This is a genomic window from Enterococcus pseudoavium NBRC 100491, from assembly GCF_001544295.1.
Lineage (GTDB): Bacteria > Bacillota > Bacilli > Lactobacillales > Enterococcaceae > Enterococcus_A > Enterococcus_A pseudoavium.
Map to the genome: position 1 here is coordinate 1 of NZ_BCQF01000035.1, position 18,939 is coordinate 18,939.

At 40.1% G+C, this 18,939-nt stretch carries 16 protein-coding genes; 12 read left to right on the forward strand and 4 right to left on the reverse strand.

From position 1 onward, the window contains the following. The 5 genes from EP1_RS12180 to EP1_RS12200 all read left to right on the forward strand — a co-directional run. Positions 1-1,041: MSCRAMM family protein (locus tag EP1_RS12180; protein WP_157065595.1), on the forward strand; the 1,041-nt coding region annotated here is incomplete at its 5' end. Further along, entirely contained in the window at positions 1,042-2,523 is a 1,482-nt protein-coding gene (locus tag EP1_RS12185) for a SpaH/EbpB family LPXTG-anchored major pilin (RefSeq protein ID WP_067627804.1), read from the forward strand. Between the two features lie 6 nt (positions 2,524-2,529). Continuing rightward, on the forward strand, positions 2,530-4,437 hold the full coding sequence (locus EP1_RS12190) for a SpaH/EbpB family LPXTG-anchored major pilin (protein ID WP_067627808.1): 1,908 nt from the start codon (positions 2,530-2,532) through the stop codon (positions 4,435-4,437). Between the two features lie 84 nt (positions 4,438-4,521). Continuing rightward, positions 4,522-5,751 (forward strand): class C sortase, encoded by a 1,230-nt coding sequence (locus EP1_RS12195; protein ID WP_067627811.1) that lies wholly within the window; start codon positions 4,522-4,524, stop codon positions 5,749-5,751. A 303-nt stretch (positions 5,752-6,054) separates the two neighbouring features. Next, positions 6,055-6,837 (forward strand): tyrosine-protein phosphatase, encoded by a 783-nt coding sequence (locus tag EP1_RS12200; protein WP_067627814.1) that lies wholly within the window; start codon positions 6,055-6,057, stop codon positions 6,835-6,837. A 209-nt stretch (positions 6,838-7,046) separates the two neighbouring features. On the opposite strand, the gene EP1_RS12205 is transcribed toward EP1_RS12200, so the two are convergent. After that, positions 7,047-7,637, reverse strand: coding sequence for a hypothetical protein (locus tag EP1_RS12205; protein WP_067627816.1), 591 nt, complete (start codon positions 7,635-7,637; stop codon positions 7,047-7,049). A 155-nt stretch (positions 7,638-7,792) separates the two neighbouring features. Here EP1_RS12205 and EP1_RS12210 point away from each other — a divergent pair, with 155 nt between their 5' ends. The 4 genes from EP1_RS12210 to EP1_RS12225 all read left to right on the forward strand — a co-directional run bounded on the left by EP1_RS12210 (position 7,793) and on the right by EP1_RS12225 (position 11,278). After that, a complete protein-coding gene (locus EP1_RS12210) occupies positions 7,793-8,569 on the forward strand; it encodes a TatD family hydrolase (RefSeq protein WP_067627818.1) in 777 nt (258 codons plus the stop codon). Continuing rightward, positions 8,562-9,134, forward strand: a complete 573-nt coding sequence (rnmV, locus tag EP1_RS12215; protein ID WP_067627819.1) for a ribonuclease M5 — start codon at positions 8,562-8,564, stop codon at positions 9,132-9,134. The genes EP1_RS12210 and rnmV overlap by 8 nt, the downstream gene beginning before the upstream one ends. Then, on the forward strand, positions 9,131-10,009 hold the full coding sequence (gene rsmA / locus EP1_RS12220; protein ID WP_067627823.1) for a 16S rRNA (adenine(1518)-N(6)/adenine(1519)-N(6))-dimethyltransferase RsmA: 879 nt from the start codon (positions 9,131-9,133) through the stop codon (positions 10,007-10,009). The genes rnmV and rsmA overlap by 4 nt, the downstream gene beginning before the upstream one ends. A gap of 132 nt (positions 10,010-10,141) precedes the next feature. Continuing rightward, positions 10,142-11,278 carry a DUF3089 domain-containing protein gene (locus EP1_RS12225; RefSeq protein WP_067627826.1) on the forward strand — a complete coding sequence of 379 codons (1,137 nt, stop codon included), beginning with the start codon at positions 10,142-10,144 and terminating at the stop codon, positions 11,276-11,278. A 92-nt stretch (positions 11,279-11,370) separates the two neighbouring features. On the opposite strand, the gene EP1_RS12230 is transcribed toward EP1_RS12225, so the two are convergent. Continuing rightward, positions 11,371-12,987, reverse strand: coding sequence for a SulP family inorganic anion transporter (locus EP1_RS12230; protein WP_067627844.1), 1,617 nt, complete (start codon positions 12,985-12,987; stop codon positions 11,371-11,373). A 328-nt stretch (positions 12,988-13,315) separates the two neighbouring features. Between EP1_RS12230 and EP1_RS12235 the strand changes: the two genes are divergently transcribed. Then, on the forward strand, positions 13,316-14,905 hold the full coding sequence (locus EP1_RS12235; RefSeq protein WP_067627829.1) for a bifunctional aspartate transaminase/aspartate 4-decarboxylase: 1,590 nt from the start codon (positions 13,316-13,318) through the stop codon (positions 14,903-14,905). Between the two features lie 401 nt (positions 14,906-15,306). Here EP1_RS12235 and EP1_RS12240 read toward each other — a convergent pair whose 3' ends face one another. Both EP1_RS12240 and EP1_RS12245 read right to left on the reverse strand, forming a co-directional pair. Further along, the gene (locus tag EP1_RS12240) at positions 15,307-16,605 is read right to left on the reverse strand and encodes an L-cysteine desulfidase family protein (RefSeq protein WP_067627832.1); all 1,299 of its coding nucleotides are present in this window, start codon (positions 16,603-16,605) and stop codon (positions 15,307-15,309) included. Positions 16,606-16,662: 57 nt separating this feature from the next. Further along, positions 16,663-17,028: a RidA family protein gene (locus tag EP1_RS12245; protein ID WP_067627835.1), complete on the reverse strand. Its 366-nt coding sequence runs from the start codon at positions 17,026-17,028 to the stop codon at positions 16,663-16,665. Between the two features lie 245 nt (positions 17,029-17,273). Between EP1_RS12245 and trhO the strand changes: the two genes are divergently transcribed. Next, positions 17,274-18,215, forward strand: coding sequence for an oxygen-dependent tRNA uridine(34) hydroxylase TrhO (gene trhO, locus EP1_RS12250; RefSeq protein ID WP_067627838.1), 942 nt, complete (start codon positions 17,274-17,276; stop codon positions 18,213-18,215). A 112-nt stretch (positions 18,216-18,327) separates the two neighbouring features. Continuing rightward, positions 18,328-18,939, forward strand: coding sequence for a hypothetical protein (locus tag EP1_RS12255; RefSeq protein WP_067627841.1), 612 nt, complete (start codon positions 18,328-18,330; stop codon positions 18,937-18,939).

The following is an 18,939-nucleotide window of genomic DNA, read 5'->3' on the forward strand; positions in this document are numbered from 1 at the left end:
GAATGGAAGGGTGATGAAGCTTATCCACAATTGCGTCAAGATATTACGCTACAACTACAAAAGAGTATTGATCAGACAACTTGGGAAAATGTAGATACATTTAAGATTGCTAAAGATAGTAAAGACTTAACGAAAAAATTTGATGTAGCTAAAAAGACGAATGGTAAAATGATTTACTACCGTATCCTAGAAATGATTGATGGCGGGGGAGAACGTGTCTTAGGTTATGCTGACCCAGAATATGCTAATCCTAGAACCATTACTTTTGAATCTAATCAAAAAGTTTTAAAAGTAACAAATGAATTGTTAATGACAGACTTGAGTTTTACTAAAGTAGGAAACGACGAAAAAACTCCACTTGCTGGGGTTGGCTTCCATCTTACTGGTAATAATGGGTATAACGAGAATGTTACAACAACAGCTGATGGGAAAGTAGATTTTTCTAAGTTGCCTATAGGTAGTTATACTTTAATTGAAACGACAGTGCCAAATGGGTATCAAGCAAGCGGACCTTGGACATTTAATGTCATTCAAGCTGCTGATGGTAAACTACAAATTGAATGGTCTAGTGATAATCCGATAGTTGATGACAAGCTAATCAATACCTTGAAACCATTCGATTTAACTGTTGAGAAAGTCGATGAAGAAGAACAAGCCTTAGCAGGGGCCGAATTTACCTTAACAGGTCCTGACTATAGTAAAGTCATAGCCAATGGCCCGACCTTTAAATTTGATGAGTTGAAGCCTGGTACTTATACATTGGAAGAAACTAAAACACCGGCTGGTTATCGTACAATCAAACCCATCACAATGATTATTGATGAGTTAGGTAAAGTAACGATTGACGGGGACGAGCAAAAGGATGTTCTAGTCACGGGAGCTGAAAATAATCAAATCAAACTCCAAGTGAAGAACATACCGAAATCACCATTACCAGCAACCGGTGGTTCCGGTATTTGGCCAATTTTGGCCAGTGGATTGCTAGCCCTCACTGTCGTAGGAATCTACTTCTGGTGGCGGAAAGAACAGGAGGTGGCATAGATGAAAGGCGTACGTAAATATCTTGCCCTGTTGGCCCTCATGTTACCGTTAGTAATGCTAGGTACACAGAAAGCTACCGCGGCAGAAACGGAGACTCAGGTTACTTTTGACTTGCACAAAATTGTTTTTCCTGAAGGTGAAATGCCAGAAGCTAGTCTTAATACTGGCGACACATCAGGTGAACATGCTGATTTGCTTAGTGATTATCGTGGATTAAACGGTGTTACATTTGAAGCTTATAATGTTTCAGATCAATTTTATCAACTACGCAACGAGGGAAAGACGGTCGAAGAAGCGCAACAGTCATTAAGTGAATTGGCTGATTCTAATCTAGGTAATGCGCTAGATACACAAAAAACAGCTACGGTTGATGGCGAAGATGGTACAGCTACTTTTTCCTTACCTGCTAAAACCAACGGAAAAGATGCAATCTATCTCTTCCATGAAGCAGCTGCACCAGCAATCGTTAAAGAAAAAGCTAAAAATATGGTTGTTGTTTTACCAGTTTTGACAAAAGCCGGTGAAGAATTGTCAACGATCCATTTATATCCTAAAAATGAAGAAGTCGAACATTCTGAACCGACACTGAAAAAGACTATTCCTGGGGAACAAGATAGCTATCAATTTGGGGACATTGTACCATTTAAAATAACTGTTGATGTTCCGTTAGATATTCTTGACTACAAGAAATTTATTATTAGTGATGTTGCTGATCTAGCCTTAGTTTATCAAAATGGAAGCTTAGAACTAACTGAAAGTGAGACTGCGCTAGATTCATCGATTTATCAATTAACAACAGAAAAACATGGGTTCACAATCAATTTTACTGATCTCAAAGCTTTAGAAAAGTATGCTGGCAAAACATTAACAGTCACTTATAAAATGAAGTTAGTCACCACAAGCTCCGAGACTGATCAATTTGTCAATGAGGCTACTTTAGAAACTGATCATGAAACGTTACACAGTGATGTGGATGTTGTGACCGGCGGCCGGCGTTTTGTGAAAGTTGATCTGAACAATCAAGAGAAAAAATTAGCGGGTGCGCGTTTCCAAGTCTTGAATCAAAAGCAACAAGTCTTAATCAAAACAGCAGAAGGTTTTGCTTGGAGTGATGATTCGCATGACGAGGGGTTAGTTGTACTAAAATCGGATCAAGCCGGTTATTTTGAAATCAATGGCTTGAGTTACGGAGATTACCAGCTAAAAGAGCTGACTGCTCCAACTGGTTATAAGTTAAATCCTGAACCGATGACTTTTTCAGTTCTAAAAGGCAGTTATACTGCAGGTGCAAAGGGAGTTTTAAAAGTTGTTAACTTGAAAACGCCTGAACCCGGTACACCCAGATCACCAACTTCACCTTCGGGAGAAACAAAGCGTTATCCAAAAACGGGTGAAATCATTAGCCACTCTTTGATCGGATTAGGGATCATTTGTATTTTAGCTGGTGTAGTTATTCTGTATAAGAAAAAGATAAAGGAGTAGTTTTGAATGAAAAATAAATTATGGGGCCTAGTTGCTACATTGATTATGGTATTACCAGTATTTGGAAGTTTAGCTGGTGGACAATCGATCTTGGCTGCTGAAAAAGATACGAAATCAACTCAAACAGTCACCATTCATAAACGCCAATACGATAGTTTACCTGAGGTTAAACCTAATTCAGGGGATGAAGTCGATTTTGGAGGGGAACCTTTAGCGGGTGCAATTTTTACTGCGTATGACGTAACTAAAGATTATTGGAAAGCGTATGATGAAACACCTGGCAGTGATGCTGAAAAAACAGCGGCTGCACAAACGGAAATTCTGAATGTAAATTATAAAATATCTGCAAGTTCAAGTGTTAATACCTTTCCAAAGACAGACAGTACAGGGGAGGCGACACAGGAATTAGCTAAAAAGAGCCTAGATGAAAAGAAACAGCTGCGAAATGCAATCTATCTTTTTAAAGAAACCACTTCGCCAGCCGGTGTGGTTCAATCAAAATCAGAACCTTTTATCTTAGACTTACCGGTCTACAATGAGGCCGACTATACAGGAACAAACGGAGCGGCGAATGAAGAAAAAAAAGTCGTTCATGTTTACCCTAAAAATTTAGTTAAAACTTTAGAGTTAGGCTTTACTAAATATGGTGTGGAAAATGGTAAAGAAAGTAGTCTAGCCGGTGCTAAATTCATTTTAAAAAATAAAGCTGGTATGTATTATAATACTGACACCAATGTATTTGACTTAACTGAAGCAGCTGCTCAGGAAAAACCACTTACTTCTGATGCAAAAGGTAAAGTTTCAGTTAGTGGTTTAGTCTTAGAACCTGGCGATTACGAGTTTTATGAAATTGATTCAGATGTTTCGACTAACAATAAACAATCTGGAAAAGATGAAATTTTCCATTATGGTGAAAATAGAAATCCAATGGTAGTTGCCCATGTAAGTACCGACATGGAAGTTACGTATATGTACTATGATATCGACGGAAACAAGCTAGAAAACAAAACGAATGATATCAGTGCTTATAACTACAAAGTACCTGAACCAACAAAAGATGCTGAGGATCATGATGTTGATGGCGATCAAGTCTTTAAATTTACGATTACACAATTGATTCCACAAGATATTGCTGATTACACCGAATTTAAATTAATTGATAAATATGACCCAGCATTGTATTTGCTTAATGCTGATCCAACAGCTGAAATCAAAGGTAATATTAAACTTGACGACGAAGCTGCTAGTGATTTAGTAACAGGAGTAACAACTGCAGACAATCAATTCACTGTGAACTTTGACTTAGACAAGATTAAAGAAAATGCGGGTAAAACAATTAGCTTTACTATTCAAATGGCAGTGAAACCCGATGCTAAATTAGGCACAGATATTAATAATGAAATCACTTTTGACAATAATTTCCATCCAGAATCAGATCAAGACGCTGTTAAAACTTTTGGCAAGAGATTTATTAAAAAAGATGCCGATACCGAGAAGACCTTAGCAGCTGCTGAATTTAATGTCTTAAATCCTGATGGGAAAATCTTAGGGACAAAAGATGGCAAACAAGTTTGGGGAACTAAGGGTGAAGACGGGTTTACAGCCACAGTCTTGAAAGCAGATGATAAAGGTGAATTTTCCGTTTCTGGATTAGCAAAAACAGATGCAGATGGTAAGGATATTACTTATCAACTAAAAGAAATCAAGGCACCAGAGGGCTATGTTTTATCAAATGAGCCTGTTGATTTTGTAGCGGACGATCAAACAACTGAATTGGTGGTTTCTAATAAACATAAAGGTTCATTACCTTCTACCGGTGGCATGGGGATTGTTGCTTTTGTAGCAGTCGGGATTGTTGCAGTTGGCGGTGCTGTTCTTTATTTTACAAAAGGCCGTAAACAGATCGAAGGATAAAAACTGATTGTAACAAAAATGTCGGCGAAGGGTAGACTATGGTCTTTCTTTTCACCGGCATTTCTTACATAAAAAGGTGAGATTATGAAAAAGAAAATTAAAAGGGCAACGGAAAGTAACCAATCAGCACCAAAGAAAACGGGGCGTCGTCGTTTATTTACTGATATTGTGATGTTAATAGTATTAGTCGGGGGCGTTCTGGCGCTACTTTATCCCTTCGTAAGCGATGTGGTGAATGAATTGGTGGATCAACAGCTGGTCTCTTATTACCAAAAGCAAGCCAATCAAGAAAATGAGGCTGCTTTAGCAAAAATTGAAGCCGAGCAAGAAAAGAAAAATCAAGAGATCGCAAAAAATGGTACGAATCCAGGAGCTGATCCGTTTGATGCGAAGAAAAAGAAGAGTACGGTCAAACCAACGAAAAGTTATTTCCAAAAACATACGATTGGAATTATCCGAATTCCGAAAATCAATCTAAAATTACCTGTCTTTGATCAAACAACTGATTTATTTTTAAGTGAAGGAGCCACTCATTTGGAAGGAACCTCCTATCCCATTGGTGGACCCAATACCCATAGTGTGATCTCGGCTCATCGGGGATTGCCTAAAGCAAAATTATTTACCGATTTACCTAAATTAAAAAAAGGCAATCATTTTTATCTCGAAGTGAATCATGAGACGCATGCTTATGAGGTGGATCAAATCAAGGTGATTGAGCCCACGGAGACACAAGATATGCAAATTGTCGCAGGACAAGATTTAGTGACGTTAATGACTTGTACACCTTATATGATTAACAGTCATCGCCTATTGGTTCGTGGTCATCGAATTCCTTATGAGCCAGAGATGAAGAAAGAATTACAGCAATCTGATCAAAATCGTTTGTTGCGCCAAGTGTTGATTGGACTGGCGGCGTTGATCAGTCTGCTACTATTAATCTGGCTGATTCGCTACTGGCTACGAAATGTTTTGATTCGTCGCCATCGTTATGAGTTGAAGTTTCGATTGGAAGATAGCGCACAACAAGCCATTTCTGGGCAAACGTTTATGTTGTATACAGCTAATGGAAAACGGCCGTTCCAGCGGGATGGAAAACAGCTTACAGTATCTACAGACGAACAGGGAATAGGGTTACTTCCTGATCTACGTGGAGGTAAATATCTATTGGAACAAGAGGCCAATCAGCCGCTAAAATTTCAACTACGTATCGCTAAAATAAAGGATTCAAACTTTAAGCTAAAACCATCACGCGGAATCCTTGTGGAAAAGGTGAAAACAGCTCAGGAGTATCCGACATTTAGAGTGAAAGATTAGTTTGACAGTTAACGGTCGGAGTCAAAAAATTGCAAAAATCCTCCTGAATTAGATTCTTCAAGCTAATTTAGGAGGATTTTTTATCTCGTATTCTAGTTAGATAAATATTTTGTGGCGCATGCGGTTATTAATTGCTCTGAAAATAAGTAAAGTATTTGGGACTGATTTTATCATTAGAGATTGTTAAATTTTCTATCCAGCGTTTGTTTTTGTGAAAAGTTAATGAATAGCGATACGATTGCTAGAAAACATCTGGTAAAATAGCTATAAGAAGAAAAAAACGCATAGTTTGGAGTGATTCGGTTGCTTGATCTACATTGTCACATACTACCAGGAGTAGATGATGGCCCACAAAATCTTGAAGCTAGTTTAGCAATGGCTCGAGAAGCTGTTCAGCAAGGTATTACTCATATTTTATGTACGCCGCATCATAACAACGGGCGTTATGAAAATCCGGCTTCAAAGATTATTCTAGCAGTTCAAGATCTGCAACGGGAAATTGATCGTTGTGGGATTGGGTTGACACTCTTTGAAGGCCAAGAGGTTCGGATAACGGGCTTATTAATGGAATCTATCCAACATCAAGAAATCCTGTTTGCAGATTTGGATAATCAATATCTGTTAATTGAGTTTCCTACAATGGAAGTACCGATGTATACTGAGCAACTTTTTTATCAGCTACTGAGTCAGGGACATACGCCTATAATTGTTCACCCAGAGCGAAATGCAGTATTTAGACAAGATCCCAATCGCCTTATTCCTTTTTTAGAAATGGGAGTATTGACACAAATAACCGCTCCGAGTGTTGTCGGTTTTTTTGGCAAGAAAATTCAAAAAACGGCAAAATTGATGTTGGCGAATCGCCTTGTTTATATGATGGCTTCGGATGCCCATAGTGTCAATCAGCGTGGGTTTTATTTAAAAGAGGCCTATCAAGAGATTGAACAAGATTTTGGTTCTGAGTATGTTGAGGAAATGAAACAAATGAGTAGAGATTTGTTGAATGGTGATCCAGTCCGAAGACCAGTGTTTAGCAGTGTTAAAAAAAATGATTTTTTAAGTAAACTACGGACACTATCTTTTTAGCGTACAACATTTAGGGTTAGATAAAGAGTGAAGTTATCTAATTGGTTACGACAGAAAGTTTGACTCTAAGAATTCTTAAAGGAAATATTTCTTAAATAAAACGAGATTCTAACAATTATTTTGTTAAAATCTCGTTTTTATATTTAACTACAAATTATATACGTTCCAGCTAAGTATTGGAGTAGCCTAGGCGACTTAAAGAAGAAATTTTAAAGACTTTTCGGGCGAGCTTGAATAGTCCTCTTCTTTTTAAAACGTTTCGGCAAGACTAGCGAAAGCAATTCAAATGGAGTAGCGAAAACGGTCCAAGATACTTGGCGAGCGCTTGGATGGAAGTAATAAACCTGTAGCAATACAAAGTGTAGCAGCAATAAACCAGGCAGTAATTCGAGAGCAAGTTGCCAAGGTGCGTCCCAATGGGTAAAGTAGCGCAGTAAACTTAAGCCTAGTGGATATAAATAAAATAGCGAAGTCACTAGATTTACGCGCCAACTTTTCGTTAATAAGCGAATATTTAATAAGAAGAAAAGGGCTGAGAGCAGTATTCCGGCTGGTGGAAATAAGCTGATTAAAAAGGAATAGAGCATCCCAAAAAGTAAGATGGCGGGACCTTTGACCAACGCCGTTGCGAGAATTAGCAGACCTAGCAAGAATAGCTGCTGTTTGATAGTAGCGATACATAGCAGACTAAGAAGAGCTAGCGTCGTCCAGTGCCAAAAACTTTTCAAAGGTTCTTTCTCTGGGTATCTTTGTTTTAAGTAGCGAGCAGTATTAGGAAAATTTTGTTGGAAATTAGGCATAAAATCCCTCCTTAGTTGCTAGTATAAAGCGAATTTTTAAGAAGAACATCCGACCTTTGACGGATTTTCGTAGAGAATGAGAAAATCTAAAATTTGTGCTATTGTAAGGAGGACGATAAATAGTTATGGACTAAGTAAGAAAAGAGGAACATACGATGATTTTTGACTCGCATACGCATTTAAATGCGGAGCAATTTGAAAATGAAATCCCCGAAACAGTGGAGCGGGCCAGGGAGCTTGGAGTAACCGAAATGGCCGTCGTGGGATTTGATACACCGACGATAGAAAAAAGCCTAGAATTAAATCAACAATATGAAGGGATCTATTCGATTATTGGCTGGCACCCGACCGAGGCCGGCAGCTATACGAAGGAAATTGAGGAAGATCTGATTCAGAAATTGACCTTACCTAAAGTAGTAGCATTAGGTGAGATTGGTTTGGACTACTACTGGATGGAAGATCCTAAAGAAGTACAAGCCAAAGTTTTCCACCGGCAAATCGCGATTGCCAAAGAAATGAATTTGCCTATTAGTATCCATACCCGGGATGCTTTGGAGGATACTTATAAAATTTTAAAAGAGGAAGACATCCGTGAGATTGGCGGGATCATGCACAGTTTTAGCGGCAGTGGAGAATGGGCCAAACGTTTCTTAGATCTCGGCATGCACGTCTCATTTTCGGGCGTTGTGACTTTTAAAAAGGCGCTGGATGTACAAGAAGCGGCGACGATTGTACCGCTGGATAAATTATTAGTCGAAACCGATGCTCCTTATCTAGCACCAATGCCGTATCGTGGCAAGCGCAATGAGCCGGGCTATACCCGTTATGTAGTAGAAAAAATCGCGGAATTACGGAATTTACCACTGGAAGAAGTCGCCCATCAAACTAGCGAAAACGCGCATCGTTTGTTTAGGATTAATGCCCATGATTAGAGAGCATAAGGAAAAAATCGAAGAAATCATTGTCGTTGAAGGCAAAGATGATACAAAACGATTAAAAGAAGTTTTTGAGGTCGATACGATCGAGACCCGCGGCTCGGCGATTAATGAAACAATCTTAGAACAAATCGAACACGCACAAGCAACTCGGGGTGTGATCGTCTTTACCGATCCGGACTTTTCCGGCGAAAAGATCCGAAAGACGATCATGGAAGCTATCCCAGATGCTAAGCATGCCTTTTTAGCCAGAAGAATGGCGGCTCCACAAAAACGCGGAGCCAGTCTTGGAGTAGAGCATGCCAGCGATGAAGCAATCATCGAAGCGCTGCATAAAGTAGTGACACCCGCGGAGAGCACTGAGCCGAAAATAACTAGACAAACGCTCTTAGATTATGGTTTAATAGCGGGAGCTCAAGCCCGTGAACGTCGCGAGCGTTTAGGAGAAGAACTGAAGATCGGCTACACGAATGCCAAACAACTGGAAAAACGTTTAGCGATGTTTCGGATCACCGAAGCGCAGCTCCATGAGGCCATGAAGAAAGTCGAGGAAACACTGTGAACAAAGATATCGCAACCCCTTCGCGAACCCGCGAAATTTTGCAAAAACATGGATTCTCTTTTAAGAAGAGTCTCGGTCAGAATTTTTTGACCGAACCGAATATTTTGAAAAAAATCGTTGCTACGGCTGAGATTGACGATCAAACCAATGTGATTGAAGTCGGGCCTGGGATTGGCGCATTGACGGAACATTTAGCTCGTGCGGCCCATCAAGTTTTAGCATTTGAGATTGATGATCGTTTGATTCCAGTCTTAGCTGATACTCTGAGTCCTTATGACAATATTAAAGTTGTCCATAACGACATTTTAAAAGTAGATTTAAAAAAAGAGACGGCATATTTTGATCAAGCAGGTCCGATTAAAGTGGTGGCGAATCTGCCTTATTACATTACGACACCGATTATGATGCATATTTTAGAATCTGAGCTACCTGTTGCTGAAATGGTTGTGATGATGCAACGGGAAGTTGCGGATCGGATTTCGGCAAAACCGGGAACCAAAGCCTATGGATCTTTATCGATCGCCGTTCAGTATTACATGGAAGCAAGCACAGCTTTTATCGTACCGAAGACGGTCTTCGTTCCGCAACCCAATGTGGATTCAGCGATTTTACGCTTGGTTCGGCGGGAAACGCCAGCAGTGGCAGTGGCCAACGAGAGCGAATTTTTTAAATTGACGAAAGCAGCGTTTATTTTACGCCGCAAAACGTTGTGGAATAATTTATTGAACAGCTATGGCAAAGATGAAGACACAAAGAATTGGTTAGAAACTAGCTTGCAGCAAGCAGAAATCGATCCGAAACGTCGCGGGGAGACCCTTTCTTTGGCAGAATTTGCGCGCTTATCAAATTCTCTAGAGGCGAATAAGGAAAAATAAGTAGTATCATAGTTGAGAAGGACAAAAAGAGCTGCGGCTCTTTTTGTTTTTTCATTAAATCCCCACAATATTTGGCAAACAAAAGGCTAGTCACCTATAATAGAAGATATAAATTTGTTTTTGGAGGACACGATGAAAAAATTACTCATTGGATTAGTAGTAGTGATTGTACTTGGTGCTGGCGGTTATTATGCGTACACCACCATGAATAAAAAAGAAGAACCAAAACAAGAAACGCGTAAGACAAGTATTAAAGCAAAAGATCCTGAAAAAGCTGGTGAGAAAATCACTGCTAGCGATTATAGCAATGCGGACAATTGGTTGGCTAAACCAACGGAATTAACCAGTCAAGCCGATGTTTTTATGCTGTATCCAACGGCTTATGCGCAGAAAAACGAGAATTCTTCACCGGTCGCTAAAATCGATAATCCCACCATGCGAGCTGGGGCACAGGTCTTTTTAGCAACGCAGGGTTCAGCCTTTGATACGAGCGGCAATATTTTTGCCCCTTATTATCGTCAGCTGGATGCTAATTGGCTGTTAACAAAATCAAAAGCAGAACAGAACGAATATGTCGATGGTGTGCCGAAGGCCGATGTAATTGCCGCCTTTGATTACTACATCAAACATGAAAATAATAATCGACCATTTATTTTAGTGGGTCATTCGCAAGGAGCGCGAATGATTAAAGCGATCATGTACGATTATTTCAAAAATAATCCAGGCGTTAGTGACCGCATGATCGCAGCTTATGTCTTGGGACAATCGGTCACACAACAAGAAATGAATGATAATCCACAAGTAAAATTTGCGACCGGACCAGACGATACCGGTGTAGTTGTTTCTTACAATACGGTTGCGCCAAACTTTACTGGTGAATTGCCAACCTGGGATGAAGGTGCTTTAGCCATCAATCCGATCAACTGGCAAACGGATGGAACTCCGGCTCCAGCGGCAGAAAACTTAGGTTCTTATGTGCGCAATGACAACGGGGATTACAGCAAAGTCATGAATCTAGCAGATGCCACCGTCGATCCAACGAAGGGATTAGTCGTGGCTTCATCAGTGGATAAAGCCAAATATGAAATGCCGGAAAGTACTCGGAAGATCTTCCCAGAAGGGTCATTCCATAATAACGACATTAGTTTCTACTATTATAATTTGCAACAAAACGCAGAAAATCGTGAAGCACAATACTTCGCAAGCCATCCGCAGCAAACAACAGAGGCCGATCAGACAGAACAAGCTGATCCACAGAATGATCAATAAATCTAAAAAAACAGCTTATCGGTTAGGATAAGCTGTTTTTGCCATGCAGTATTAAGAGAACAAGGATAGAAAGGAGTGGGAAACCACTCTTTTTATTTTTGATGCAGCGCATGGAGCGCGTGAGCAACAGTGGGGTGCTGGATCGGACAATCATTTTGTTTTTCCCACAGCTGTTGGAATTGTTTTTCAACTTCTGGCTGCATCGAGGTGAAGACTAATTCTTGCTTCGTCAACCTAGCGACTGAAAAATAATCCGCAAAGGTATCTAATGCGGTCAAATCAATACTTGGCACGCCCCGTAGCGAGAAAATCAAGCCTTCTTTATCCACGACTTGATCCAATTCTTTTTTCAACTGATTAGCAGACATGAAGAATAAAGGACCAGTGATATAGATCACCGACCAGCCAGAGCCAGCAGCTGAATGCGGCAGGTTCATCCGTTGCCAATCGATATCTTCGGTAATAATGGAAATTTTTGCACTTTTGGCAATAAAGAAAATACAGCTGCAAATAATTCCAATTACGATCGCGATACTTAAATCAAAAATGATGGTGCTGAGCATGGTAACAAAAAACAACAGGATTGCTGTTCGATTTTTTTGTTGAATCATTGTTCGAATAGTATCCCATTCATGCATGCGCCAACTAGTTATTAGCAGGACACTGGCTAGCGCCGCCATCGGGATTTGCGACATGATTGGTGCAAAAATAATCATTGATAGCAATAAGAAAAGCGCGTGGAAAATACCGGCTAGTCGAGTTTGGGCGCCGGATTTGATGGCGACGCTAGTTCTGGCGATCGCTGCAGTTGCCGGAATCCCTCCAAAAAATGGTAAGATCATATTGCCGATTCCTTGCGCGATTAACTCTTGATTGCTGTCAAGATCTTTCCCCGTCATACGGCCTGCAGAGGCACCACAAAGCAGGCTTTCGATCATACCCAGCATGGCTATACTGATTGCCGGTAAAAATAATTGTTTGATTGACGCTAAATTCAGGGCGGACAAGTGAAGACGTTCGCTAGTTAGTAATGAAGTTGGGATCTTGCCGACTTTCATTACTGGCAACTTAAAGATGATTGAAGCAAGTGTTGCTAAAATAATCGCAACCAGTGAAGCAGGCAATACTTGATTCCATTTTTTCGGATAGAAGATTAAGCCTAGCAAAACGATTAATCCTAAAACTAAAGTAGGTAAATGCGGTTGAAAACCGGTTTGATAACTTAGCAATTTGGCTAAGGCATTTTCACCATTAGACGTTGTTCCAAAAAAATTATCGATTTGTCCAAGAGCAATGATAATCGCAATGCCTGAAGTAAATCCTGTAATAACCGGCGAAGGAATAAATGAGGTCAAACTACCTAATTTAAATAGGCCCGCTAACAGTAATAAGGTGCCAGCGATGAAGGTTGTAACGAGTACCCCTGCCAAACCATGGGTAGCGATGATACCGACCAAAATCGCCGCCATTGCCCCAGTGGGTCCTGAAATTTGATAAAAACCGCCAGAAAGACTACCGATGACCACCCCAGCAATAATTGCCGTAATCAACCCAGCGGCAGCATCAGCTCCGCTAGAAACCCCAAAGGCTAAGGCTAACGGTAACGCAACTGCTGCCACAGTCAAGCCGGCCAATAAATCTTTTTGTAGCTTTTCCTTTGAATAATGTTTAAACTCCTCATGCAACAAATCCCGATACCTTTTAATTATAAAGCACTCCTTTTCGTAAAGACGACAAAGACCCAATAAAATGGGCCTTTATTCAAAAATATTCTTTTTTAATACCTAAATTTAACTATAAAAGAGTACGGATAAAAGTACAATGGTTTTTCTGAAATATTTTCAGGTTATTTCATGTATAGAAAAAAGAAAACAGGTCTTATTTAGTTGTTTTTGGCTTTTAAGTCAAAAGGGTTTCTGCGTATCTAGAAGATTGTTTCCTTTGAAATCACTTGTTAGTTAACAAAATGCTGATTCCCCTGTATTCTTGTTGGTAAGGATAGAGGTTTCAGAATAGAACGAAGGAGTGGTGAAGGTTATGACGAGCCGAGAAGAAGAGAAACGTTTAGAAAAATTAGGAGCATTTGAGATTAGCAGCGAATTGCTGCAGCTGGCGCAACACAATCAAAAGGGTAATCTTTTCTTAAATGCGGGTCGGGGGAATCCCAATTGGATCAATGCCAAAGCACGGTTAGCCTTTACGCGAATCATTGAATTTGGTGTGGAGGAGTCTGAACGGACGATTTCTCAGGGAGATTTAGCAGGATATATCCAGCTTGAAGGGATTTTTGAACGCTTCGAGACTTTTTTAACGCCTAAAACCAAGAAAATCGATCAATTTTTATTGGATGCCGTAAACTATGTTCATGATGCATTAAATATCGATCAGGCTGAGTTTATTAAGGAATTGGCAGATGGGGCAATCGGTAATAACTATCCTGTACCTAGTAGAATTTTAAAAAATAGTGAGCGTGTAATCAATGCGTATTTAGAATCGGTCTTGTATCGAGGAGAAAAATTAGCTGAACAAACAGATCTATTCCCCACAGAAGGTGGAACGGCAGCAATTGTTTATCTTTTTAATTCTTTGAAGGAAAATAAATTAATTAAAAAGGGCGATAAGATAGCAATAAATACACCGATTTTTACTCCCTATTTACAAATTCCTGAATTGAATGATTATGAATTAGTGGAGGTCGATTTACGTTCTAATGAGGAACACAATTGGCAGATCCAAGCCTCAGAGGTCGATAAATTAAAAGGAGAAGGGATCAAGGCTTTCTTTTCGGTCAATCCTTCAAATCCAGGGGCAATGGCTTTCAATGATGCGGCTTTAGCAGAAATTGAGAAAGTTATTGCAGAAAAACCTGAATTGATGATAATTACTGACGATGTTTACGGGACCTTTGTGGAAGATTTTAAAACCATCTATAGTGTAGCTCCTTATAATACGCTGCTGGTTTATTCCTATTCCAAGCTTTTTGGTGCTACCGGTTGGCGACTAGGAGTGATTGCTGCCAATAAAAAGAACGTTTTTGATCATTTGATCAATCAACTTGCTTTGATCGATCAAAAAGAATTGGCTGCTCGCTACTCGATCAATACCTTAGAGCCAGAAAAGTTGAAATTTATTGATCGTATGGTCGCAGACAGTCGTTCCGTAGGGCTGTATCATACAGCTGGCCTGTCGACGCCGCAGCAAATCATGGAAGTTCTTTTTTCATTGACACATTTAGTGACGCAAGAAAAGGATGCATATATTGAAGACACTAAAAAAATTATCGATCAGCGCTATCAAGCATTGTTCAAGGGTTTAATGCTAGAGCCAAACACGAGTAAAGAAAATAGTAAATATTATGCATTGATTGATCTTTACCAACTAGCAGAAAAACTTTATGGGCCGGATTTCAGCAACTATTTAGCCGCTCATTTTGAACAAGTTGATTTTCTTTACAATTTATCGCAAAAAAATGGCGTTGTTTTGATGGACGGTGTAGGCTTTGGAACCAAGCCGGGTGAATTACGGGTTTCTGAGGCGAATCTTCCAAATAAAGATTACGGGATCATTGCCAAACAAATTCTTGAATTGCTGGATGAATATCATCAAAATTTTTTGCAGCAAGAGTAGTGAATCGTTAACGATCTGCAGGCTAGTCAGCAAAAATATGGTTGGGCAAACAAGAGACTTGCGCCTCTTCAAATTAAGATTGAACCAATGAAAAATAAAGTAGCGATAATAATGATCTTGCAGCAAATTTTGACAGCTGAAAAGAGCTGGCTTGAAAATAGTTTTTAGTAAGACTTCCGACTAAATAGAAAGATCGGAGACGTTCCGTTAAAGAACAGCATTTTACATTTTTTCTTGTTAAAACGGTGAGTTACTAACCCGTTAATTAAGGCGAAACATTTCGGGCTATAAGTACTTATTCCAAAAGGCACATGCAATGTTTTTTTCTTCATTGCACGTGCTTTTTGAGTTTTATTCAAGTTTGTCTCCATGAACATGACGAGAGAGACGTTTTATTCAAGTTATTTATTCACCATAATACTCAAAATCGTTTGATCGGTTGCTTTGAGCCCCTCGGTTCCTAATCTGCCGATGCCTTTGATCGTGTCATTCACATCTTGGCAAACTAAACCATTGGTGGCAGGGATCTGAACGCCTTGTAGTGCTAAGTTGACTGCACGGTACATGGAAGAGACGGCAGTAGCGACTTTCATCGCACAAGCACAGCCAGCCCCATCACAGATCATCCCTGGTGCATCTCCTGCCATATTGTTAATAGCCGCAGCAGCAGTATCATAATCCTTTGTCATCAGATAACTGATACCTACGGCCGAACCCATTGCAGCAGAGTCCGCTGCGCAAAAAGCGGAAAGAACCGGTAAGAAGGCATGGATATAGATAGCGGTCAAATGAGACAAAGTCAAGGCTCTGATACGCTCTTCTTCAGAAGCATGAAAATGTTCAGTGACCACACAGACCGGGACGGTAGCAGAGATGCCTTGATTTCCCGAACCAGAATTAGACATTGCCGGCAAGGAGGCACCTCCCATCCGAGCATCTGAAGCGGCTGTAGAATAAGCTAAAATTTTAGTGGACAGATCTGCTTCCATTCCTGAACCAAAATCGATGGTTTTGGCCTGATTTAGTGATCTGCCTAACTTTAAACCGTATTTTTTAGTTAAGCCCTCGGTTGCTAAACGCATATTTAAGCGGCCAGCTTCCGCCATAAAAGCAATCTTTTCCAATGGTGTGTTCAGGGAAAAATCCCAAATATCTTTCAGTTGATAGGTTCGTAATGCTTGTTTTGTCTCAGAAAGAGCATGAGGGTCAGGCTTGGGATCATCTTTGATTAGCTGCCCATTTTTTTCTATTTTGAAGATATTCGTATGACCACCGGCAATATAGACTGTGACACTTTCTTCTTCAGCTATGATGCCAACTTCGACATACAAATCATCTTCCACGGAAGCAACCTCGACAGTAATTTTTCCCGAACTGGCCAATTGTTTGATGGCAGGTAAAGTTTCGGGCGGGATTTGATTGATCACTTTTAGGCCATTGTCGGGATTTCCTGCGATGATTCCTGCCGCCGCCGCAATCGCTAGTCCCGGTTCACCAGTCCCAGGGACGATCACGGCCATCGCGTTTTTCATGATATTGGGTGACACTCGAACGGTTATATTTTCGATTGTCGTTTTCTCAATGAATGCACTGGCAGTTGCCGCAGCATACGCTACAGCAACCGGTTCAGTGCAGCCAGTCGCTGGTAAAACATTTTCTTTTAATGCTTGGATAAACAAGCGTTCATTTGTCATAGTCATCTTCTTTCCTCCTTTAAATCAACGGGTGCTGCGGCTAGTAGCCCAATGTTCCGCTGGCTAATTTTCACCCATTACGAGCGCTTCGATCTCCACTAAAGCATTCATGGGTAGTTTAGATATTTCGATTGCTGTACGAGCGGGATAAGGCGCGGCTAGTTTTTCTTCAAATGCTTGATTTACTTCAGAGAATTTTGAAAGATCCGTTAAATAAACAGTCAATTTCATGACATCTTCAAATTGAAAGCCTTCATTAGAAACAATCGCTTCGATATTTGAGAGACATTGAAGCACTTGTTCATAGACGGTTGTGGCCTCAATTTGATTGGTTTCTGGATTGATTGGTAGTTGACCAGAAGTGACTAAAAAATTGCCATTTCGGCGATAAGCGGTATAAGGTCCAATCGATTTAGGTAATTTTTTCATAACAAACATCCTTTCGAATAGCTATTAATTCTAAACTAATTGTATTCGTTTTCAAAAGTTAAAAATAGGGGGTCGGGGCTTATTAGAATAATTTATTATCGAGATGTTAGGAGAATCTAATTAAAAATAGCTGGAACTCTTCTTGGATAAAGTGATTTTGTAAAAAAAGCCACAAGCATCAAGTTCGAAAAAAAGATATCCATCTCCTATAGTAATAAGGAAACAAAGAATTAGGAGGAATCATGATGGATTACCGTGTATTACTTTACTATAACTATACTACAATCGAGGACCCAGAAACTTTTGCGCAAGAGCATCGGGCTTTTTGTCGCGACTTAGGGATTAAAGGGCGCATTTTAGTCGCTCCAGAAGGAATTAATGGGACCCTTTCTGGCACAAAAGCTGCGACGGAGCGTTATATGGAGAAGATGTTAGCAGATGAGCGGTTTAAAGATACCTACTTTAAGATCGATGAAAGTGCAGGTCATGCCTTTAAAAAATTATTCGTCCGTCCCCGAACGGAGTTAGTCGCGCTACAGTTAGCAGAAGATATCGATCCGCATCAATTAACGGGAAATTATTTAGAGCCGCAAGCCTTTCGTGAAGCCTTATTAGACGATGAGACGGTTGTGATCGATGCCCGGAATGATTATGAATATGATTTAGGGCATTTTCGTGGAGCGATCCGCCCAGCGATTCATAATTTCCGTGAACTGCCAGAGTGGATTCGGGAAAATAAAGAGCAGTTTATGGATAAAAAAATCGTGACGTATTGTACCGGTGGGATTCGCTGTGAAAAATTTTCTGGCTGGCTCTTACGGGAAGGCTTTGAAGATGTTGCCCAGCTTCATGGTGGAATCGCGGCTTATGGGAAAGACGAAGCAACGCGCGGGGAATTATGGGATGGAAAAATGTATGTTTTTGACGAACGGATCAGCGTAGAGATCAATCAGGTAGATAAACAGATCGTCGGAAAAGAATGGTTTGATGGAACGCCCTGTGAACGCTACATAAATTGCAGCAATCCTGAATGCAATCGCCAAATCTTAGTTTCCGAAGAAAATGAGCAAAAATATTTAGGAGCCTGCTCAATTAATTGTGCAAAACATACGAATAATCGTTATGTGAAAAAACATCAGCTGACAACTGAAGAATGGACAGCCCAGTTGGCTTCGATTGAAAACTGATGAAACTTTCTCGAAAAAAATCATTTTAACCGCCATCGTGTCTTGACACTTCTGACGTTTTAAACTAAACTAGAGAACGAATTAAGTGTCTTGACATATCGAGGAGGATAAAATGAAAAATAATTCTGTTAGAAACCTGACGATCTCAGCGTTGTTGATTGGTTTGGGGATCTTGATCCCAATGGTCATGCCTAAAATCGTGATCGGACCAGCTTCATTTACTTTAGCGAGTCATGTGCCCGTCTTTATCGCCATGTTCTTTTCACCATTAGTCGCGGTGGCGGTCGTTTTAGGAACAACCTTTGGCTTTTTTATTTCAACAACACCAATCATTGCATTACGCGCTTTTTCACATTTGATTTTTGCGTTAATTGGAGCTAATTATTTACAGAAACATCCGGAGCTTGTTTTAAAAAATGGTAAATTCACGTTAGCGAATGGGCGATTCCAAGCCTTTAATTTAGTGATTGGGATCATTCATTCAGCAGTCGAGATGGTGGTTGTGTCGGTCTTTTACTTTATGGGGAATATGCCAGATACCTTCTATTCACAAGGTTATCTTTATACGGTCTTTATTTTAATGGGAATTGGTGGCTTAATTCACAGCCTTGTAGACTTCAACATTGCCTATTTTGTGGCAGGAGCACTATACAAACAATTTAGTCTGCCAATTTTTGATAAGGCCGTTAAACAGGAAAAGAAATTGAAGAAAGCAACTGCTTAA

What these genes read in the sequence shown, in the direction of transcription:
- EP1_RS12185 (WP_067627804.1), top strand. Translation starts at nt 1,042, where the DNA reads ATGAAAGGCGTACGTAAATATCTTGCCCTGTTGGCCCTCATGTTACCG.
- EP1_RS12190 (WP_067627808.1), top strand. Translation starts at nt 2,530, where the DNA reads ATGAAAAATAAATTATGGGGCCTAGTTGCTACATTGATTATGGTATTA.
- EP1_RS12195 (WP_067627811.1), top strand. Translation starts at nt 4,522, where the DNA reads ATGAAAAAGAAAATTAAAAGGGCAACGGAAAGTAACCAATCAGCACCA.
- EP1_RS12205 (WP_067627816.1), bottom strand. Translation starts at nt 7,637, where the DNA reads ATGCCTAATTTCCAACAAAATTTTCCTAATACTGCTCGCTACTTAAAA.
- EP1_RS12210 (WP_067627818.1), top strand. Translation starts at nt 7,793, where the DNA reads ATGATTTTTGACTCGCATACGCATTTAAATGCGGAGCAATTTGAAAAT.
- rnmV (WP_067627819.1), top strand. Translation starts at nt 8,562, where the DNA reads ATGATTAGAGAGCATAAGGAAAAAATCGAAGAAATCATTGTCGTTGAA.
- EP1_RS12225 (WP_067627826.1), top strand. Translation starts at nt 10,142, where the DNA reads ATGAAAAAATTACTCATTGGATTAGTAGTAGTGATTGTACTTGGTGCT.
- EP1_RS12235 (WP_067627829.1), top strand. Translation starts at nt 13,316, where the DNA reads ATGACGAGCCGAGAAGAAGAGAAACGTTTAGAAAAATTAGGAGCATTT.
- EP1_RS12240 (WP_067627832.1), bottom strand. Translation starts at nt 16,605, where the DNA reads ATGACTATGACAAATGAACGCTTGTTTATCCAAGCATTAAAAGAAAAT.
- EP1_RS12245 (WP_067627835.1), bottom strand. Translation starts at nt 17,028, where the DNA reads ATGAAAAAATTACCTAAATCGATTGGACCTTATACCGCTTATCGCCGA.
- trhO (WP_067627838.1), top strand. Translation starts at nt 17,274, where the DNA reads ATGGATTACCGTGTATTACTTTACTATAACTATACTACAATCGAGGAC.
- EP1_RS12255 (WP_067627841.1), top strand. Translation starts at nt 18,328, where the DNA reads ATGAAAAATAATTCTGTTAGAAACCTGACGATCTCAGCGTTGTTGATT.